Source organism: Methanomethylovorans sp. PtaU1.Bin093, from assembly GCF_002067275.1.
Taxonomy (GTDB): domain Archaea; phylum Halobacteriota; class Methanosarcinia; order Methanosarcinales; family Methanosarcinaceae; genus Methanomethylovorans.
In genome coordinates this window covers 35,268-52,932 of the sequence record NZ_MVQX01000030.1, presented here as the reverse complement: position 1 = coordinate 52,932, position 17,665 = coordinate 35,268, and the positions used below count along the sequence as shown (strand labels likewise).

17 protein-coding genes, 1 tRNA gene and 1 pseudogene are annotated in these 17,665 nt (G+C 43.6%); 7 read left to right on the top strand and 12 right to left on the bottom strand.

The window, feature by feature from the left end; all coding sequences use genetic code 11:
* A pseudogene (locus tag A4E24_RS03150) lies at positions 1–536 on the bottom strand (hypothetical protein); the annotation flags it as partial.
* Between the two features lie 397 nt (positions 537–933).
* Between A4E24_RS03150 and A4E24_RS03145 the strand changes: the two are divergent.
* A complete protein-coding gene (locus A4E24_RS03145) occupies positions 934–4,785 on the top strand; it encodes a tetratricopeptide repeat protein (protein ID WP_292351582.1) in 3,852 nt (1,283 codons plus the stop codon).
* 81 nt (positions 4,786–4,866) lie between these two features.
* Here the strand turns inward: A4E24_RS03145 and A4E24_RS03140 are convergent.
* Positions 4,867–4,938, bottom strand: a tRNA-Arg gene (locus A4E24_RS03140).
* A gap of 122 nt (positions 4,939–5,060) precedes the next feature.
* Here A4E24_RS03140 and A4E24_RS03135 point away from each other — a divergent pair.
* Entirely contained in the window at positions 5,061–6,242 is a 1,182-nt protein-coding gene (locus tag A4E24_RS03135; RefSeq protein WP_292351580.1) for a redox-regulated ATPase YchF, read from the top strand.
* A gap of 60 nt (positions 6,243–6,302) precedes the next feature.
* The gene (locus A4E24_RS03130) at positions 6,303–6,950 is read left to right on the top strand and encodes an undecaprenyl diphosphate synthase family protein (RefSeq protein ID WP_292351578.1); all 648 of its coding nucleotides are present in this window, start codon (positions 6,303–6,305) and stop codon (positions 6,948–6,950) included.
* A 1-nt stretch (position 6,951) separates the two neighbouring features.
* On the opposite strand, the gene rimI is transcribed toward A4E24_RS03130, so the two are convergent.
* Positions 6,952–7,377, bottom strand: a complete 426-nt coding sequence (rimI, locus tag A4E24_RS03125) for a ribosomal protein S18-alanine N-acetyltransferase (protein WP_292351576.1) — start codon at positions 7,375–7,377, stop codon at positions 6,952–6,954.
* A gap of 54 nt (positions 7,378–7,431) precedes the next feature.
* Between rimI and A4E24_RS03120 the strand changes: the two genes are divergently transcribed.
* The 3 genes from A4E24_RS03120 to A4E24_RS03110 all read left to right on the top strand — a co-directional run bounded on the left by A4E24_RS03120 (position 7,432) and on the right by A4E24_RS03110 (position 10,066).
* On the top strand, positions 7,432–7,923 hold the full coding sequence (locus A4E24_RS03120) for a DUF5817 domain-containing protein (protein ID WP_292351574.1): 492 nt from the start codon (positions 7,432–7,434) through the stop codon (positions 7,921–7,923).
* A gap of 119 nt (positions 7,924–8,042) precedes the next feature.
* On the top strand, positions 8,043–9,320 hold the full coding sequence (locus tag A4E24_RS03115; protein ID WP_292351572.1) for an ATP-binding protein: 1,278 nt from the start codon (positions 8,043–8,045) through the stop codon (positions 9,318–9,320).
* Between the two features lie 5 nt (positions 9,321–9,325).
* The gene (locus A4E24_RS03110; RefSeq protein WP_292351570.1) at positions 9,326–10,066 is read left to right on the top strand and encodes an MBL fold metallo-hydrolase; all 741 of its coding nucleotides are present in this window, start codon (positions 9,326–9,328) and stop codon (positions 10,064–10,066) included.
* Positions 10,067–10,085: 19 nt separating this feature from the next.
* Here the strand turns inward: A4E24_RS03110 and A4E24_RS03105 are convergent, their stop codons facing one another.
* The 3 genes from A4E24_RS03105 to A4E24_RS03095 are packed head-to-tail and all read right to left on the bottom strand — an operon-like array spanning position 10,086 to position 12,754.
* The gene (locus A4E24_RS03105; protein ID WP_292351568.1) at positions 10,086–10,994 is read right to left on the bottom strand and encodes a DUF5803 family protein; all 909 of its coding nucleotides are present in this window, start codon (positions 10,992–10,994) and stop codon (positions 10,086–10,088) included.
* Positions 10,995–11,045: 51 nt separating this feature from the next.
* Complete coding sequence (locus tag A4E24_RS03100) at positions 11,046–11,837, bottom strand: ABC transporter permease (protein WP_292351566.1); 792 nt, start codon at positions 11,835–11,837, stop codon at positions 11,046–11,048.
* A 2-nt stretch (positions 11,838–11,839) separates the two neighbouring features.
* Positions 11,840–12,754: an ABC transporter ATP-binding protein gene (locus A4E24_RS03095; RefSeq protein WP_292351565.1), complete on the bottom strand. Its 915-nt coding sequence runs from the start codon at positions 12,752–12,754 to the stop codon at positions 11,840–11,842.
* Positions 12,755–12,858: 104 nt separating this feature from the next.
* Between A4E24_RS03095 and A4E24_RS03090 the strand changes: the two genes are divergently transcribed.
* Entirely contained in the window at positions 12,859–13,266 is a 408-nt protein-coding gene (locus A4E24_RS03090) for a fasciclin domain-containing protein (RefSeq protein ID WP_292351564.1), read from the top strand.
* 6 nt (positions 13,267–13,272) lie between these two features.
* Here the strand turns inward: A4E24_RS03090 and A4E24_RS03085 are convergent, their stop codons facing one another.
* The 6 genes from A4E24_RS03085 to A4E24_RS03060 all read right to left on the bottom strand — a co-directional run bounded on the left by A4E24_RS03085 (position 13,273) and on the right by A4E24_RS03060 (position 17,596).
* Positions 13,273–13,566, bottom strand: a complete 294-nt coding sequence (locus tag A4E24_RS03085) for a transcriptional regulator (RefSeq protein WP_292351562.1) — start codon at positions 13,564–13,566, stop codon at positions 13,273–13,275.
* Between the two features lie 73 nt (positions 13,567–13,639).
* Complete coding sequence (locus A4E24_RS03080) at positions 13,640–13,855, bottom strand: hypothetical protein (RefSeq protein ID WP_342765388.1); 216 nt, start codon at positions 13,853–13,855, stop codon at positions 13,640–13,642.
* A 115-nt stretch (positions 13,856–13,970) separates the two neighbouring features.
* On the bottom strand, positions 13,971–14,408 hold the full coding sequence (locus tag A4E24_RS03075; protein WP_292351561.1) for a PepSY domain-containing protein: 438 nt from the start codon (positions 14,406–14,408) through the stop codon (positions 13,971–13,973).
* A gap of 425 nt (positions 14,409–14,833) precedes the next feature.
* Positions 14,834–15,529 carry a fibrillarin-like rRNA/tRNA 2'-O-methyltransferase gene (locus A4E24_RS03070; RefSeq protein ID WP_292351560.1) on the bottom strand — a complete coding sequence of 232 codons (696 nt, stop codon included), beginning with the start codon at positions 15,527–15,529 and terminating at the stop codon, positions 14,834–14,836.
* Positions 15,526–16,626, bottom strand: a complete 1,101-nt coding sequence (locus A4E24_RS03065; protein WP_292351558.1) for an NOP5/NOP56 family protein — start codon at positions 16,624–16,626, stop codon at positions 15,526–15,528. The genes A4E24_RS03070 and A4E24_RS03065 overlap by 4 nt, the downstream gene beginning before the upstream one ends.
* A 1-nt stretch (position 16,627) precedes the next feature.
* Positions 16,628–17,596, bottom strand: a complete 969-nt coding sequence (locus A4E24_RS03060) for a beta-ribofuranosylaminobenzene 5'-phosphate synthase (RefSeq protein ID WP_292351556.1) — start codon at positions 17,594–17,596, stop codon at positions 16,628–16,630.
* Positions 17,597–17,665: the final 69 nt, after the last annotated feature.

The window sequence follows — 17,665 nt, the reverse complement described above, 5'->3', positions numbered from 1 at the left end:
TGTTCTATGTTCAGAGCAAGTATCTCCCCAATACGTCCGCCTGTATCGTATAATAATGCGATTAACGCGGCATCGCGGGGATGAGGACAGGCTTTGAGCATTTTATCGAGTTCAGCTCTTGTTATAAGTTCATCATGTTCTTTCGTTTCCTCTTTCGGGATTGCTTTAACCCTTATGGTATCCCGTAGCCTTGTCCTGTCTTCAAGGGTGCCTGGTCCACATAACTCGCAATACTTCCGCATAGCCATCTTTAGGCTAAAAAGCGTATGCTTCTGCTCTTTCTTATCTGGTCCTGCTCCATACTTCCTAGTGATTGCGAAAACAATTTCTTCAACTGAGTCTACAGTCAGGTTCCTGAAATCAATGTCCGGCGATACCGTTCTCGCGGTTGTGATTATCCTATTCAGGTTGTGAAGATATGTATCCCTACTTGCTGGAGACAACTGTTCATTACTGAGCTTGATATAGAATTTTCTGAAAATATCAGAATCGGAGCCTCTGTCGGCAATCCAAGTGTCAAAGTTTTTTATTGCCATGTTCTATAGTATGGCCTAAGTTAAGATAAACATTTCTATGCTTTTTTTCTATAGTAATATCACATTATTTTCATACTCGTCTACCTCTTGTTGAAGCAAGACTATTTATCACTATGCGGGTAATTTTTATGAGTGATCCTGCATCAGATAAATTATCAAAGAGCATTACTACTAATATCTAAAAAAATATAATTTAGCCATATATAAACCTACGAACTAAACAATATAATCTTACACTTAAGTTTTTTTGTAGGATATATCTATAAAGGTGAACAATATATTAATTATAGATATATTTCTTAAAACGGAACGTGATCTCATGGTAGTTACACTTGGAGGGAACTTACTTCTTTACTTCCTAATAGTTTCAACGATTTCATTGTTATATCTTTTAATTATGGAACATAAGAAAAGAGAAGAATTAGAAAAAAAGATCCGACAGCTGAAAGAGTCCTTCACACATAAGGTAGATATATCGGATGTGGATTTTGAACAATTCAACACACTTCCAAATACCGACATACCTCCGCAAATAAAAAAGGAATTTGTTTCACTGTGTGACTATAGTAGATTTGCAACTATCCTTGATTGTGAACTCTCTGCAGCATACCACCTTAACTGTGGTATTGGATTTTACTGTGCAGGTTCACTTGAGGAAGCATCTCTTGAGTTCGATGAAGCATTAAAGATAGATTCTAACTATGCTAATGCATGGAATAACAAGGCTTTCACATTAGCTGAGATAAGTAACTATGCAGATGCATTAGAGAACTATTGTAAAGCACTGCAACTTGATCCCACACTTGCCCAGGCATGGAACGGGCAAGGAAAAGCTCTGTTGCAGCTCGGAAAATACTGGGACGCACTGGAAGCATTTGAGAAGGCCACTGAGATCAAGACTTCAATGGTCGATGCGTGGGAAGGCAAAGGCAAGGCCTGCATCAAAGTGGGTAAATATACTGAAGCACTGGAAGCTTTCGATAAAACACTTGAACTAAAACCAGATTTTGCACAGGCATGGTATGGCAAAGGTTTGGCTCATGAAACTCTTGGAAGTAACGAAGAGGCACTTGCAGAATATGACAAAGCACTTAAACTGGAGCCGCAGAATGCTGAAGCCTGGTACAGTAAGGCTACTGTTCTGTGGAAGTTGGGAAGGTTCCAGAAAGCTCTAGAAGCATTTGACAGGGCACTGGAGATACGTCCGGAAGATGCCAGGATATGGAATGATAAAGGAGCACTTTTCAATGAGCTTGGAATGTACGAGGAGGCTATTGAAGCTTTCACAAATGTGACAGATATAGAGCCGGATAATGCCAAGATCTGGTTCAATAAAGGAACCTTGCTGGAAAAGCTTGGAAGGAACGAAGAAGCTCTGCAAAGCCACATAAGGGCAACAGAGATCGAACCGAAGCTTACAGAGGCCTGGTATGAAAAAGGCAAGGTCTATGAAACTCTTGGACAGCAACAAAGTGCACTTGAAGCATTTACAAGGGCAACTGATCTTCAACCTGATAATGCTCAGGCTTGGTATAGCAGAGGCATACTCCTTCAAAAACTGGAAAGAGCGGAAGAGGCACTGGAAAGCTATGAAAAGGCACTGGACCATGAACCCGACATTACAGGAGCCTGGTATGGAAAAGCTGTTATCCTTGCTGAGCTTGGAAAACATGAAAAGGCACTTGCAGCATTTAAAAAGGTTACAGACTTAGACCCGGAAAATTTGCAAGCGTGGTATAACAGGGGCAAGATACTTGCGGAATCCGGGAAATACCTGGAAGCACTGGCAGCCTTGGAGAACGCAAGCTCAAATGATGACAACAAGGCAGGAATATGGTATTATAAGGGTATTGCTTACGAGGGCCTGGAAAAAAATGAAAAGGCATTGGAAGCATTTGCAAACACAACAGAACTTGAACCTGATAATGCACAGGCATGGTATAGATTGGGCAATGTTCATGAAAGGTTTGGAAAATGTGAAGAAGCACTGCATGATTATGAGAGATCTTTAAAGATCAATGCCAACCTTTTTGATGTCTGGGGAAGCAAAGGAAGAGCACTTTTAAAGCTAGGACAATATAGTGATTCACTTGATGCTTTTGAAAGAACTTTGGATCTAGACCCACAGCATGCAGATATCTGGTACAGCAAAGGAGAAGCACTTTCGAAGCTTGAAAGACATGAAGATGCACTTGAAGCATTTACAGAGGCTTCAAAGTTAGATCCAGAGAATGTACAGGCCTGGTACTACAAAGGAAAGATGCTTACAGAGCTTGGAAAGAATCAGGATGCAATAGAGGCTTTCGAGAAAGTTGTAAGGATAAGACCACAACACTCAGAAGCATGGTACAGCATGGGATTGATACGTATCAGTACTGGTAAACAGCATAAAGCTCTGGATTGTTTTTTAAAGGTCTTGGAGATCGATCCAAAAATTGGCCCGGCATGGTATAATAAGGGTGTCATCCTTGGAGATCAGGGCGATCATGAAGAAGCACTTATAGCTCTCAGAAAAGCCTCTGAACTTGAACCCGGAAATGCACAGTTCTTTAACAGGCTGGGAATGACACTTGCAGAACTTGGACAATATGAAGAGGCATTGCACAACTACCAGAAAGCTCTTGAAATTGACCCTGAGCTACCAAGAGGCTTATTCAATCAGGCTGTTGTATTTGCAGGAATGGGTAAATATGAAGAAGCAGTGGCAAGTTATCAGAAAATGGTGGTAAGTGAACCAGAATTTGCTCAGGCATGGTCTAACATGGGAAGTGCTTTTGCAGAGCTTGGAAGATACACAGAGGCTATGGGCAGTTACGATAAAGCATTGGAACTTAGACCAAATTGTGCAGAAGCGTGGTATAACAGGGCAACCACTCTATCCAAACTTGAGAAATATGATGACGCTTTGGAAAACTACCAAAGGGCATTGGATCTTGAACCAGAGATGGCAGATGCCTGGTGTGGAAAGGGGATAATTTATGAAAAGCTTGAAAGATATCAGCAGGCTCTTGAAGCATTTGAAAGAGCAAAAAGCCTTAAGCCCTCCTTTGCTGAAGCATGGAAAGGGACTGGTAGTACCCTTATAAAACTACAGAGATATGATGATGCTCTGAAAGCTCTGGAAAAGGCTTTAAAGATAAAGCCAGATTTCTCAGAGGCCTGGAATGGCAAATGTATGGCCCTCAACCATCTTGGAAATTACCAGAAGGCATTGGAAGCATTTGAAAAAGCTGTAGAGCTACACCCTGACTACGCAGATGCATGGAATAGCAGGGGTATGGTACTTTCAAATATGGGTAAATATGAAGAAGCTCTGAATTCTTACAAGAAGGCACTAGACCTTAAGCCTAACCATCCGGATACACTGTACAATATGGGTATGGTATTGAATAAGCTGGGTAAATACGGGGAATCTTTGGAGCATCACCAGAAAGCACTGGAACTCAAACCAGATTTTGCAGAAGCATGGCGTGAAAAAGGTGTTGCCCTTGAGAATATGGGCAAGCATGAAAAGAGTCTTGAAGCGCTGGAAAAATCGCTTGCTTTGAAACCTGATCTTGCTAAAACATGGCGCGATAAAGGAGTTACTCTTGCACATCTTGGAAAGTCTATTGAAGCTTTGGAAGCATTCGAAAAAGCTACAGAAATAAAACCCGATTATCCTGAAGCATGGAACAGCATTGGCATTTTGCTTGCTAACCTTGGAAGGCTCCAGGAGAGTCTTGAAGCTCTGGATAAGACCATCAAACTTAAGCCGGACAATCCGAGATCATGGAACACTAAAGGGGTAGTACTTTCAAGTCTTGGCAGGCACGAGGAAGCCATAAAGAACTTTGAGAAGGCGCTGGAATTAAAACCTGATTTCTTTGAAGCATGGTACAACAAAGGTATCGACCTGGGTAACCTTGGGAATTTCCAGGAATCTTTGGAGGCTTTTGACAAGGTGACCATGCTTAAAGGTGATCATGCAGAAGCATGGAACAGCAAGGGTGCTGCTCTTGCAAATCTTGGAAAGTTCGACGAAGCACTGGAAAATTACCAGAAAGCAATAGAACTGCAACCAAACTTTGCAGAAGTGTGGTACAATAAGGCATGTGCATATTCCCGTACTGGTAGGAATAAAGAAGCTATCAGGTCTCTTAAATATGCTGTCGAACTGGAAAAGTCCTACCTAGAATATGCGCTGAATGATAGTGATTTCGAAAATATAAGGAAGGAACCAGAATTCATGAAGATAATCGAAGACTAGATAGTTTTAACTTAAGTGTTAATTTCACTTCGCATCTTAATAGATCAAGCGAAGTGAATGCATAGCACTTAATTATTTTAACGTCCCGACCGAGATTTGAACTCGGGTCTAAGGCTCCGCAGGCCTCAAGGATATCCACTACCCTATCGGGACAACTGGTTTCATGTCTAATGTACTATTTAGATAAAAGTTTGTTGGTGGATTATTATCAAGTGAGATCAATAGTAAGTTGCAATTAAAAAAAGTTAAATCCTGACAAGCGAATTTAATGGATTATGTCGATGACCATAGGACTTGCAGGAAAACCCAACTCAGGAAAATCCACCTTTTTCAAAGCTTCCACTCTCGCAGATGTGGAAATAGCTAATTACCCATTTACAACCATCCACCCCAACAAAGGTGTCACATATGTAAGGGTCAAATGCCCTTGCATAGAGAAAGATCACAGATGTGGCAACTGTGTGGATGGTATACGCTATGTGCCTATTGAACTCATAGATGTTGCAGGCCTTGTACCCGATGCGCATATGGGCAAGGGTCTTGGAAACACTTTTCTTGATGATCTCAGGCAGGCTCAGGCCATCATACACGTAATAGATGCAGCAGGCTGTACAGATATAGAAGGAAATCCTGTCGATATCGGATGTCATGATCCTGTTGAAGACGTGCAGTTCCTCAACCATGAGATCACCATGTGGATGGTAGGTATACTCAAACGTAATTGGCAGAAATTATCCCGTAAGATGCAGGGAGAGAACCTGAAGATCGAAAGAGTACTGGCAGAACAGCTGGCAGGTACAGGAGTTGAGGAATCACAGGTAATTGAAGCACTTTTGATGACAAGACTTGATCATAACATTACCAAATGGACAGACAAAGAAATAATCGACCTGTGCGATAAGATAAGGGTGATCAGCAAGCCTATGATAATTGCAGCCAACAAAGCTGATATTGCACCTGCTCAGAACTTAGAGAAACTAAAAGCTGTTGGAGGGATCGTAGTGCCTACAAGCGCCGCTGCAGAACTTGCCCTTAGGTCTGCCTCAAAAGCAGGAGCTATCAATTACGACCTTGGAGACAAAGATTTTTCTATAATTTCCCAGGATCTCAGTCCTGCCCAACAGAAGGCACTTGAGAGCATACGAAATTTTCTGCATAAAATGCACAATACAGGCATTCAGGAATGCATCAACAAAGCCGTATTCGAACTGCTTGATCTGATAGTTGTATATCCTGTGGAAGATGAAGGTAAATGGACAGACAAACATGGAAAAATGCTGCCGGATGCATTCCTTATGAAAAGAGGGTCTAATGCCCATCAGCTTGCATACAAGGTACATTCGGATATAGGCGATAGGTTCCTGTATGCGGTGGATGCAAAGACGAAGATGAGACTGGGAGAAAAACATGAGCTTGAAAATGGTTCAGTGGTGAAGATCGTTTCGACAGCAAAATAACAGAAAAAGAAAATTATAAAAAAAGCTGGGTATATGAAATATAGGAGCATATTAAGTTCAGTGTATGAAAAGTATCTCCTCAGAGATCTTTCTCGCAACAATTACTCCATTCCTGAAAATCTCACCCTGGTAATATCAGAGAGTGATCTGCTTTACAAGAAGGGGATGGACAAGTTAGCAACATATATTCACTGGTGTCTGGAACTGCACATCAAGGTTATAAGTATATATGTGGATGTGCTGGACACTGAAGAGAAACTTCGGTCAGCAATGATGGCAAGTTTGCTGGACCCTCTTAGTTTGCTGATGGAGCAGCTTCCCAAAGAGATAGGGTTTGAGATATATAATGCTACGGGTGAATCTGTTAAGACAAGAAGCGGTCCGAAGCTTATGGTATATATGGCGATCGATTTTGGTGGACGCAGCGAGATCACAAAGGCTGTAAGGACCATACTTGAAGACGTAAAAATGAAAAAGATCTCTCCTGAACAAATTGACGAAAAGACCATAGAATCTCATCTCATGTTGAAACATGAACCTGACCTTGTTATAAGGGCCGGAGGCAAGCATCTGTCGGATTTCATGATATGGCAGTCTGTGTATTCAGAGCTGTTCTTCACGGATGTTAACTGGATAGGTTTCAGAAAAATAGATCTGCTAAGGATCCTCCGGGATTTCAGAAAAAGACAGAGAAGGTATGGAAAATGAATCATATCTTGAGATACATTCTCACAGCATTGTCCTCAAGATAATAGCCAGGAACTATTTCTTTTTCCTTGAAGCCATGTGCTTGGTAGAATTTCTGTCCTTCCAGGTTCTTTTCCCTGACCTCAAGAGTTATACACCCATATCCATAGCATCGGGCAATAGATATACAGGCTTTTAATAAAAATGAGCCAATGCCATATCTTCGGTGCTCCGGGTGCACTGCAATGCTGAGCAAATGAGCATTGTCCATAAATGTTCCAAGGATGGCATACCCCAGTATATTTTTTTTGTCTTCATATACGATAAAACCAGGATTTCCCAGATTTGCCCTGAAAAGAAAATCTGGCCAAGGTACCGGAAATGACATATCTTCTATAATAACTACTCCGGCTATGTCTTTTTCTTGTGCCTCACGTATAAGGTGCATCCTCGGTCTTTATGAGCAGTACAATATTTATACCTGGCATAAGAAGTGTTTGTGATGTATGGGGTAATAGTATGTACTAAATGCCGGATGCATGCACAGATCATAGAAGTTGGTACTTCCAGGACAGTGCAATGCCAGAGATGTGGTGCCAGGCTGGAGGTAAGAAAGCTACAATTGACCAGCACCTCTGAAAACCTTGACGAGGTTGTCAAGGCCCGTACTTTGATGCAGGCAAAGATACAGGCAAATGGACCTGTACACACGATCCATTCACAGAGTTTTCAGTGTAATATATCTCAGAACAACGATCCAACAGGCGGGATTTGTTTCGCTGCACCAAATAAGGGTCAGAAAGCTCGTAACAAAGACATTTCCAAGATCATACTTGAGGCTATTTCAGCCGGAGGGGAACTGGGCATAGACGAACTGGAAGAGAAATGTAAAGTATTGGATATTGATAGAAATGATCTCGAGAAAACAATTGCCAGGTTACTGGAAGCCGGCGATATATATTTTCCTGTAAAAGGGAAAGTAAAAAAAGTCTGATCTCACAACTTGTGCAGCACATCCTTAATTATACAAAAGCTTATTTAAAAAGAACACTTATATAAGATGCCCAAACGATGGACTTCTGAAAATACAGAACACTTTTGATCGGTTAGAACATGGCGGACATAACCCTCGATATAGTTGAGCTTTTGCTTACCACCCATATATTCAACAAATATTCGGAACTGGAAATAAGTGACCTTCCAAAAAATGTGAGGAAAAACTACTGGAACAGGGAAAAAAGAACAGTTCCCAGACCACTATCCGTTTCTAATTCGGATATCGAAAAACTCTTTGAGATAAAGGAACTCAAGGGAGAGATAAGGTCACTGCCTTTTATAGATGCAAATGAACGCGATTTTCGCATTCGCCTTACAGCGTTCGAGGTAGCTGCTGAATGGTTTGAAAAAAGGGAGGGGGCTCTTGAAAAGATTGCGCATAATCCCTGTCTGGCATATTACTATGAGAAAAAGAAGTTAGAAGGTGCAAATTACGCTGATGCCCGCAGCAAGATAAGACCTAAGGAAGTTGACAGGGAATGGATCGAGTCTCTGATAAATGCCATTGCTGCTGAGGAAGGGGGCGATGACATGCTTAAACTTGTCCACATTAAGGCCCCTGAAGATATTGTTCAGCCTTTGAAGGACCTTGTACTCACAAAGGAACAGGAATCTGAGGTCGAGAAGATCGTTAAGGCCATTCAATATAGGGATTATCTGAACAAGATTGGCCTGTACGACATCGGAAAGATCCTCATGGTGGGCCCACCGGGTACTGGCAAGACAAGTGTTGCAAGGGCAATGTCCGAACGTCTTGCAATTCCTTTTGTTGAGGTCAAGCTCTCCATGATCACTGATCAGTATCTCGGAGAAACTGCAAAGAACATAGACAGAGTGTTCGCTCTTGCTAAAAGGTTGAACCCTTGCATCCTTTTTATTGATGAATTTGATTTTGTTGCCAAGACAAGAACCTCTGATGAACATGCAGCTTTGAAGAGAGCTGTGAATACTTTGCTCAAAGCAATTGATGACATAAGTCTCACAAGGGACGGAGTATTGCTCATGGCAGCCACGAACCATCCAAGGATGCTGGATTCTGCAGCCTGGAGAAGATTTGATGAGATCATGAACTTCCCGTTGCCAGACGAGGAAATGAGAATACGTATCCTTGATATAATCACAAAACCCATCCCTGGTGTATTTGATAACTCTGAGATTGCAGCTCTCACCGAAGGATACAGCGGATCCGATCTGAGGATGGTCATAAGGGAAAGTGTGCTCACCGCCCTTATAGAGGAAAGGACTGAGCTAACACAGCAGGATATGCTCAATGCAGTTGATGCGTTCAATGAAAGGGCCGTTATGAAAACAGATGAATATTCCGATCAGGTCTAATACGCATGAAGATCACTCTTCTGGGAACAGGTGATGCTCCAGGCACTCCTGTAATAGGATGCACATGTCCAGCCTGTACTGATGCTCAAAACGGTGGGCGCAGCAGGAGAACAAGATCTTCTATCCTCGTTGAGTCGGAAAAAGGAAAGGTGCTTGTGGATACAGGTCCGGACCTACGTTCTCAGCTGCTTGGTAATAGTGTCCGGCATGTTGATGGTGTGATATGGACGCATACGCATTATGATCATTTTGCAGGTTTTGCTGAGTTCCACAGAGTACAGTACAATGTGGATGTATATGGAATAAAAGAGACTCTGGATTACATATTGGAATATCTGCACTACATGCACCCCCGACGTCACGAAGTGAAAATGTACACTCCTTTTTTGCTGATAGGCCTGGAATTCACACTCTTCGAAGTGATGCATCCGCCAGCTAAAAGACCTGTCGGGGTAATAATAAAAGAAGGTCAGAAAAAAGTGGTTATCACAGGAGATACACAACGCAACATCTCTGCCAGGAGCCTTGAGCTAATAGTTAACCCTGATATTCTCATCGCCGATGCAATAGTACCGCCAACTGTAGAAGTAAAAAAACATATGAATTCTGAAGAGGCACTAGACCTTGCCAGAGAGATTAGAGCAAAAAAAGTTGTTTTTACTCACCTGAGCCACTATTTTGCACCACATGAGATAGCCTCCAGAGAATTACCTCTGGGATTCGATGGAATGGAAATAAACATATAGTCATGTCAGAAACATTGAACTATGTCTGTGGCTTTTTTCCCTTCGCTCCGGCTTCGATCTCTTCACGCAGTTTTCTTAATCTTCTTCTTTTTTTGAGGTAATCTGCGATCACTATCAAAGCAAGAGAACTCAATATCACTCCGGCAACAAGTAGATGGCCTGGTGCCGAATCCTTGTAGAACTTCACTGCTATGAGCTTTATTGTATTGGGAGGTGTTTGGACCTCAGTCTTGAACAGGGTCTCGAACATGCCTACTACAGAACTTTTCTCTGTACCCATATTATACCATACCAGATTCATCCGCCCTTTGTTATCATAATATATGTCTTGTGGGTCTGGTCTTGCCCTGCCTACTAATGAATTTCCTGTAGTATAACCTTCTGGCAGTACTATACGAACTACTGATGGTGCCTGAGAAATGTGGAGGAAATTCTGGCCGGTGGGCACAGCCATTGTATATGCCACATAACCTCTTATGGGTTCACTGAAGTTGAGGTAGATATGTTTCTGTCCCTTTATCACTTTTTCAGAGATCGTATAGTTTAAAGATGATACTTTTTGCTCTGTTGAATAGTTCTGAAAAATATCGATAGAAGAACTGGTATTATTAGCATAATCAGCTATGACCACTATGTTTGACAGTATTTCAGCATCCGTTCTTGTGATGTCCTCCAGAGGCATGATATCCAATAATGACTCATTATCGATCATGTTTACAACTTTTGCACTGGAATTTGTAGACAGATAGAAAGTGCTTGTCCTTGCAAAACTGCCATTGAGCTGACTTCCGTTGAGAAACACGTCAAACTCATACATCGAGGAATCAGGTGGCTCGGATACTTTTTCCAAAGGCACCAATTCGTCTATGCATCCTGATAGGGTAACTACTGCCAGGAAGCAGGCAATGAGCAGGATATATCTATTCATCGTATACCAAATATCATATTATTAATTCAATATATCGCTTTCAACAATTTATCATACGATCAGTTTTTTCTTCATGAGATTCATGGACAATACAAAAAAAAGCAACGATGCCATAAATATCCATAACAGGCTTGAGAGCAGGGACAATTCTAAAGAACCATAAGCAAGGGACCGTATGACCCTCACGATATGGGTGAGTGGTAAGAAGGCAAAGGCAAAGTATTGTATGGGTTCAGGCAGCACTTCCAGAGGAAAGAATGTTCCGCTGAACAGGAACATTGGAGTGATGAACAACAAGGCCGGGTATTCAAGAACCATAATGTTTGGTGTCAATGCCGTAAAGCACATGCCTATACAGGCAAAGAGCAAGCCTGCTAAAAACGCAAAGGGAATAATTAGCAGAGCATACTTCAGATCTATCAACCCAAAAGCTGCGATCACAGGTACCATCACCAAGGCATTTATAGCACTACGAGTGGCTCCCCAGAACAATTCTCCAGCGATCACATCCTCAATAATGAGAGGAGTAGCTATAATGGCATCGAACGTCTTTTGGTAATACATTCTTACATAAGAACTATAGGTACACTCGAAGAAAGAAGCGTACATCACAGACACTGCTATAAGGGCGGGAGCTATAAATTGTGCATAGGACACGCCACCGATGTCATCTACGAATGTTCCTAGCCCGAATCCCATGGCCAGCAGGTATAGTATGGGTTCGAGAAAAGGTGGCAGGAAATTAAGTTTAATGTTCTTCATGAAAACATCCTTGTTCCTTAGCCAGACCTTTAAGAGCCTTCTGTCAAGTTCCGGGATCTGGAAGTATTGCAAATAGGACATAATTACTCCCTAAGTTTTCTGCCTGTGAGTTTAAGGAACACGTCTTCAAGTGTGGCTTTTCTGGTGGTGATCTTATCCAGAGAGCACTCCATGCTGAGCTGGTCCGTAATATGCATGGGGTCATTTGTATATATCACTATGATATCTCCCATTATCTCATAGCTTGATCCACTTTTTTGTAGGCATTCCACAACTTCAGGGTGGTTATCAACTTCCACCACACCAGTGCCAATATGATCCTTTATTATCTGCCCAGGCTCACCCTCTACGACTATTTCCCCATGATCCATTAATATAAGCCTGTCACATAATTTTTCCGCTTCATCCAGATAATGGGTTGTAAGCACAATGGTAACACCTCTTTTTTTGAGAGACCGCAATTTATCCCATATAAGATGCCTGGCCTGGGGATCAAGGCCTACAGTAGGTTCATCAAGCACTATAAGCCGAGGGTTGTTCAGGAGGGCCCGTGCAAGCACAAGACGGCGTTTCATGCCCCCTGAAAGGGATTCTGACATGACGTTCTTTTTGTCCACAAGCTGCACGAAATCAAGAAGTTCTGCTATACGTTTATCTGCTTCTTTAGAAGGGATGTCAAAATATCGGGAATAGTTCCTGAGATTCTCGTACACAGTAAAATCAGGGTCCAGATTGTTCTCCTGGGGAACAACACCCATGTCTTTTTTAATTTCACGTGGATGCGCAGATGCATCCATCCCAAAGACCTCAAGCTTACCAGATGTTTTAGGTGAAACGCACTGAACCATTTTCATAGTGGTGGTCTTTCCTGCGCCGTTAGGACCAAGGAAGCCGAACATTTCCCCTTCTTCCACATAAAAACTTACGCCATCAACTGCCGTGAGTTCACCGTATCTCTTTACAAGACCCTCTGCTTTGATAATAAGATTTCTGGTCACCACATTGATATAAGGCGAGAAATGGGTTCTTATGCTTTTCGATGGGTTGATACATTACGAAAAGTTTATGTCAGAAGCTTTCCTCCTTATCATAGGGAGATTATATGGCACAGCTACAGAACATAATACGGACAGCGCAAGAAAAAAGGTCTTTTCAGACCCTGCTTAAAGCCGCAGAGGTGCTGGGACTGATAGAGAAATACAGCAATACAGGTCCTTTTACTGTATTCGCACCAGTGGAATCGGCTTTCGAGGTGATACCTGAAGAGGTCATAGAGGAAGCCTTTGCTGACATTCCATATTTGACGGGGATCATAGACTATCATATCGTTGAAGGCAAATACATGTTGAAGGATCTCCAGAACATTGATTCCCTCAGGACCATAGGTGGGAAAGAACTGAGAATTAAACACAATGGTGGTATTGTGGTCGATACTGCCAACATAACAGAGCCGGATATTGAATGCAGCAATGGTGTCATCCATGCTATAAGTGAGATCCTCGTACCCTGAAGCCTATCAACTGAATATGTTCTTCAGGTCCTCTGTACAAAGTTTGACGTCAAATTCCTTCAGTCTGAAGAATTTTTTTGCACGCAGATCGTTCTCTTCAAGCCGCAGATCGCTTTCCACAAAACCTGCTTTTTCAAGGCGTTTGAGATGAAGGTCCACTACCTGCCTCGAGAGGTTCAGATCTTTGGCAAGCTCATAGATGTATCTCTCCTTTTCGGAAAGCATGTATAATAATTGTATTCTTACCGGATGGGCGAGGGCCTCGCCGATGTGTACTATTTGTTCAAGCGATCGGGTCATCTGCAGACCATCTCTGAGCCAGCTATTGTGCTGTTCTAATAGTGAAAGAATATACCGTAGTGCATTCTAAAAATTAGATCTCGTTCAGTTTGTTCCTTATTTCCTCCACGACCTTTTTGATCTCTTCCACATCCTTTTCCACTTTTACAAGCCTCTCATTGTTACCTGAGCCTGCAAAATTGGACTTGCTAAGCAGTATGACCACTACTCCTACAATGAGAAGTATGACCAATAACTGGATAATGAAACCAAAGATGCCGCCATACATACTACCATAATATCCCATCATACCGTCAATTTCACCCCATATATGTGTTCTTAAAGAAGCTACTTTTTAATAATTGAACAGATGGCTTTCTTCGGATTTAAAGAGCACTTCATATTGTTAAAAAATGGGTATGGATTTAATATCTCCACATACCCATCATGCCATGTCCCCTGACCTGCCTGTATTGCCCGGGAGCATACTGTGAAGCAAAGAAATCAGGAATAACTTCACCTGTATATGCATCGATACGTCCTTGCCTGGCAGTGTCATCTACAGTATAATAGACTACCCACCATCGACCCATTTGGTAAATGTCATTTTCTGTAACATCCTCTGAGATCTGCTCCTTGGCTATCATAAGAGCTTCTTCTGCGGTCTTTACTGTAAGTTCCTGACCTACATAAGCAGCGCAGTAACCCGGACCATATCCATTGCCTCCTGTGCCCCAGTTGCAAAAAGCTCCAGCATAACCTGAAGCACGCTGCACAAGAGGAGTCTCGGCGCTTACCATGACAGTTGCAGCCAACCCTGTAAGGAGTGCTATTGCAAGTATTGCTATTGTTTTGCGTTTCATAATAATACCTCTGTAAGTTAATTTAGATATATGTAGTGGTTATACTACATATAGTGTTTTTCTAAGATATATACTTGTTGATGGCATTCACACTTGCGCATTGAAACGCCACAAAAAGGCAGTAGATATTGTGCAATGACAGTAAAAACACTAATTCGACAGGTCTCCTGGAAATGGAGGGGTTCTACAGAAACTTATTTTCATAGTTCTAAGTGCAAAGAAAAATCAACATCATCTAACTAATTTGGTCTGCTAAACCAAATAAACTACCTATAATTTGGTCTACTAGGCCAAATAGGAAAAAATCCAATCTTTAGTGATGACACAAAGATGAATTGCAGAAAATGATTGCCAAACCTATTTGAAAATGGCTACTGCGAAAAAAGAGGTGTAAGGATTCACCTCTTCGATCTGTTTTACTATCTTTATTCCTCATCTTCCACGAACATCCGCGCCAGCAAGCCCAGATGGTCCTCGTGGAATGGGTCGAGTTCTTTGCGTTGCAGCACCTCGAACTCCACTCCAAAGTCGCTTTCCAGCTTTTTGACCTCGTCCTTGAATATCTTCTTGGGACTGGCTACAGTGTCGATGCTGCGGGATTTGATGGAAAGCATCAGATGACCATTATCTTCTAAGAAATATTTGGAATTGAGAGCGGCTATCTCAGCCTGGTTGGGCTGGGCTACGTCCTGGAAGATAACATCCACCGTTTCCACGATATGAGCATAGGAACGGGGCTTGTTGGCATCCGCAAGTATGGGGATGATGTTGGGGCGCTGGTCGCACAGCTTGATAAGGTCGCGCATGGTGCGCGGGGAGAACTCCACAGCATACACCAGGCCATCGGTCAGGATATCCGAGACGTGGCTCACTGTCGTACCTGATGCAGCCCCCAGGTACAGTACGTGGGAATCATATTCGATGGGAATGTCAAAGCCTTTGAGCACCATAGCACCAAGCTTACTTCTGTGGGGGTCCCACTGGCGGTATTCCACGCCATCCACGTCCATAAGCCTCTCACCGTACACGCTATGGCCGGGATAGAGGTTATGCGTGGCCAGTATCTTCCTGTCGTCAGTGACCACCTCAAAGATACCGTCCGACAACTGTTCAATGCTCATGCAGGTCTGCCTCCCGATCTGTCAACTGTGTTCTTGCTGCCTTTGTTCATGCCACCCTTTTTCTGACCACCGCGCTTTTTGACTGGCCTGCCGCCTGCCCTGCCCGGACCCGGCTGGGTGACCTTCGTGGACTGTTTCTTAGGAGGCTCAGGATGAGCTTTCCTGATGGATTCTACTTTACGCTCAAGTTTTTCCTTGATCGAAGGGTCAAGTTTCCCGCCATAGGCATCCATGCGCACCGCCAGACTGATCTTTGATGCCAGTGCCCTGGCCATCTTGCCCCTTTGCCACCACGGTGAACCCTTGATGAGAGGATGGTTGAAGATCACACCATGTTTTGGGGACGGGGCGCGGGACCTCAGGTGCTTGAACAGGGCATTGCTGGCACCTATGACCTGCACGGTGCTTGAGGGAAAGGCCGCAAGCTTCTCCAGTCCTCCGGCAAGGCTGATAAGCCTCGCACCAAGGGGCGCACCTGCTATGTTTGTAAGATTGGGAGCCACTGCACCCATATTATTCATAATGTACCGTTCAAGACGTTTGCGGGCATCGTATATCCCGCACAGGCTGGCCGCAAAGTTGCGTAAAAGGTCCTCGTCCACCAGCGACAGTTCCGCACCCATGGAACTGCTGGCCCTTACGAACATATCATGGTCCTCTGGCACATTTTCACGGGAGCCGAACCTGGCCACGAACCTCGCCATGGGCTCTGCCGTAAGCTCAAGTTCCGGGAAATATATGCCATACCACTCAGTAAGCCTTTCAGAAAGCTCATTTGCTGCCTTATCAATGTCATCCATGGCCTCCACTGCCTGGATGATGCGCTTGTCATCGGTATCTGTCATGGATATCTGACGCTTGGCTGCCCTTATGCACACTTCCCGAAGCAGCACGTCATAATCCTCTTCAAGTTCAACAAAACCACAACCAATAGCCAGTTCCCTCAGATCCAGGCCATGTGCGGGCAACTCCTCATTTCCTACTGCAAGCAACATGTGCTCAGCAAGCATTTCTGGATCTTTTTCCACTAGGCAGCATTTCTCAGCGTTCCCATCTTCAGAAATGACCAGTGTGCCGAACCATGTAACTGCCTTCAAATCATTCCTCCCAAATAGAAGCACCGGTATTGTTGGCTCTGGTAATAATCACTTTGCCCCCGATGGTGCTGTCCAGGAAAGCCTGTGCATCTTCTTTCAGATAAGTTGCATCCTCTGGATTGTCAGTGAAAGCGTACACAACAGGCCCGAAAGAGCTCATGCCTGCCCCATAAGCACCACTGTCCTGCAAAAGCTCTATCAGGTCCCTGACGGCCTGATGCTGTAACCGTATTTCCCTCTGCTTGAAACCCAGGGTCTGCAGACGGTTGGTGGCCTGGCCAAAACCCTCAATGTCCTTTTCCACGATGGCAGGCATCATTTTCATGAGCACTATATGGGCTACTGCCTGCACCTCATGCAACGGGATAGGACATTCCTTCCTGAATATATCCACTTCCTGAGCATCATGAGCCCCTATGTGCATGTCCTCACCCGGCAAAGCCAGCACAATTTCCCAATCCGGAAAGTCCTCCCTGAAAAGCACGGGTCCCGGAGGTGTTTTACTTGCTGAGGACGGTGAGAAAGAACCCTTGTCTGAGAACTTATGCCCGCCATCAACTATGAAACCGCCTTTTTCAAAAGACGCGACCCCAATACCAGAAGTTCCACCACGCTCCACAGCAATGGCCATGTCCCGCACACTAAGACCCAGTCCATACAGCCTGTTCACCGCAGCTGCGACTGAAAGTGCTGCCTGGGTCCCGGAACCGCAGCCCACATGAGGAGGCATATCTTCTTCGATGGTCACCCTCACACCCTGACCCTCTGGAAGCAGGACCCTGGCTGCTGCCTTCATGCGCTGTGCAAGCAAAGAATGCCCAATGATCTCTATATCATCAGCGATCTCCGCTGAGATCATCACGTGGGGATGATCAATAGATATCCCTACTCCACCGTCCACTCTGCCAAGCTCGGCATTCATGTCTATAAGACCCATGTGAATTCTGGAAGGGGACTTTACTCTGATCATTCAGGTCTTAATCATCACTGCATGTTATTAAACTTTGACACTTGGGTCTCGATACAGCCCATATAAAGT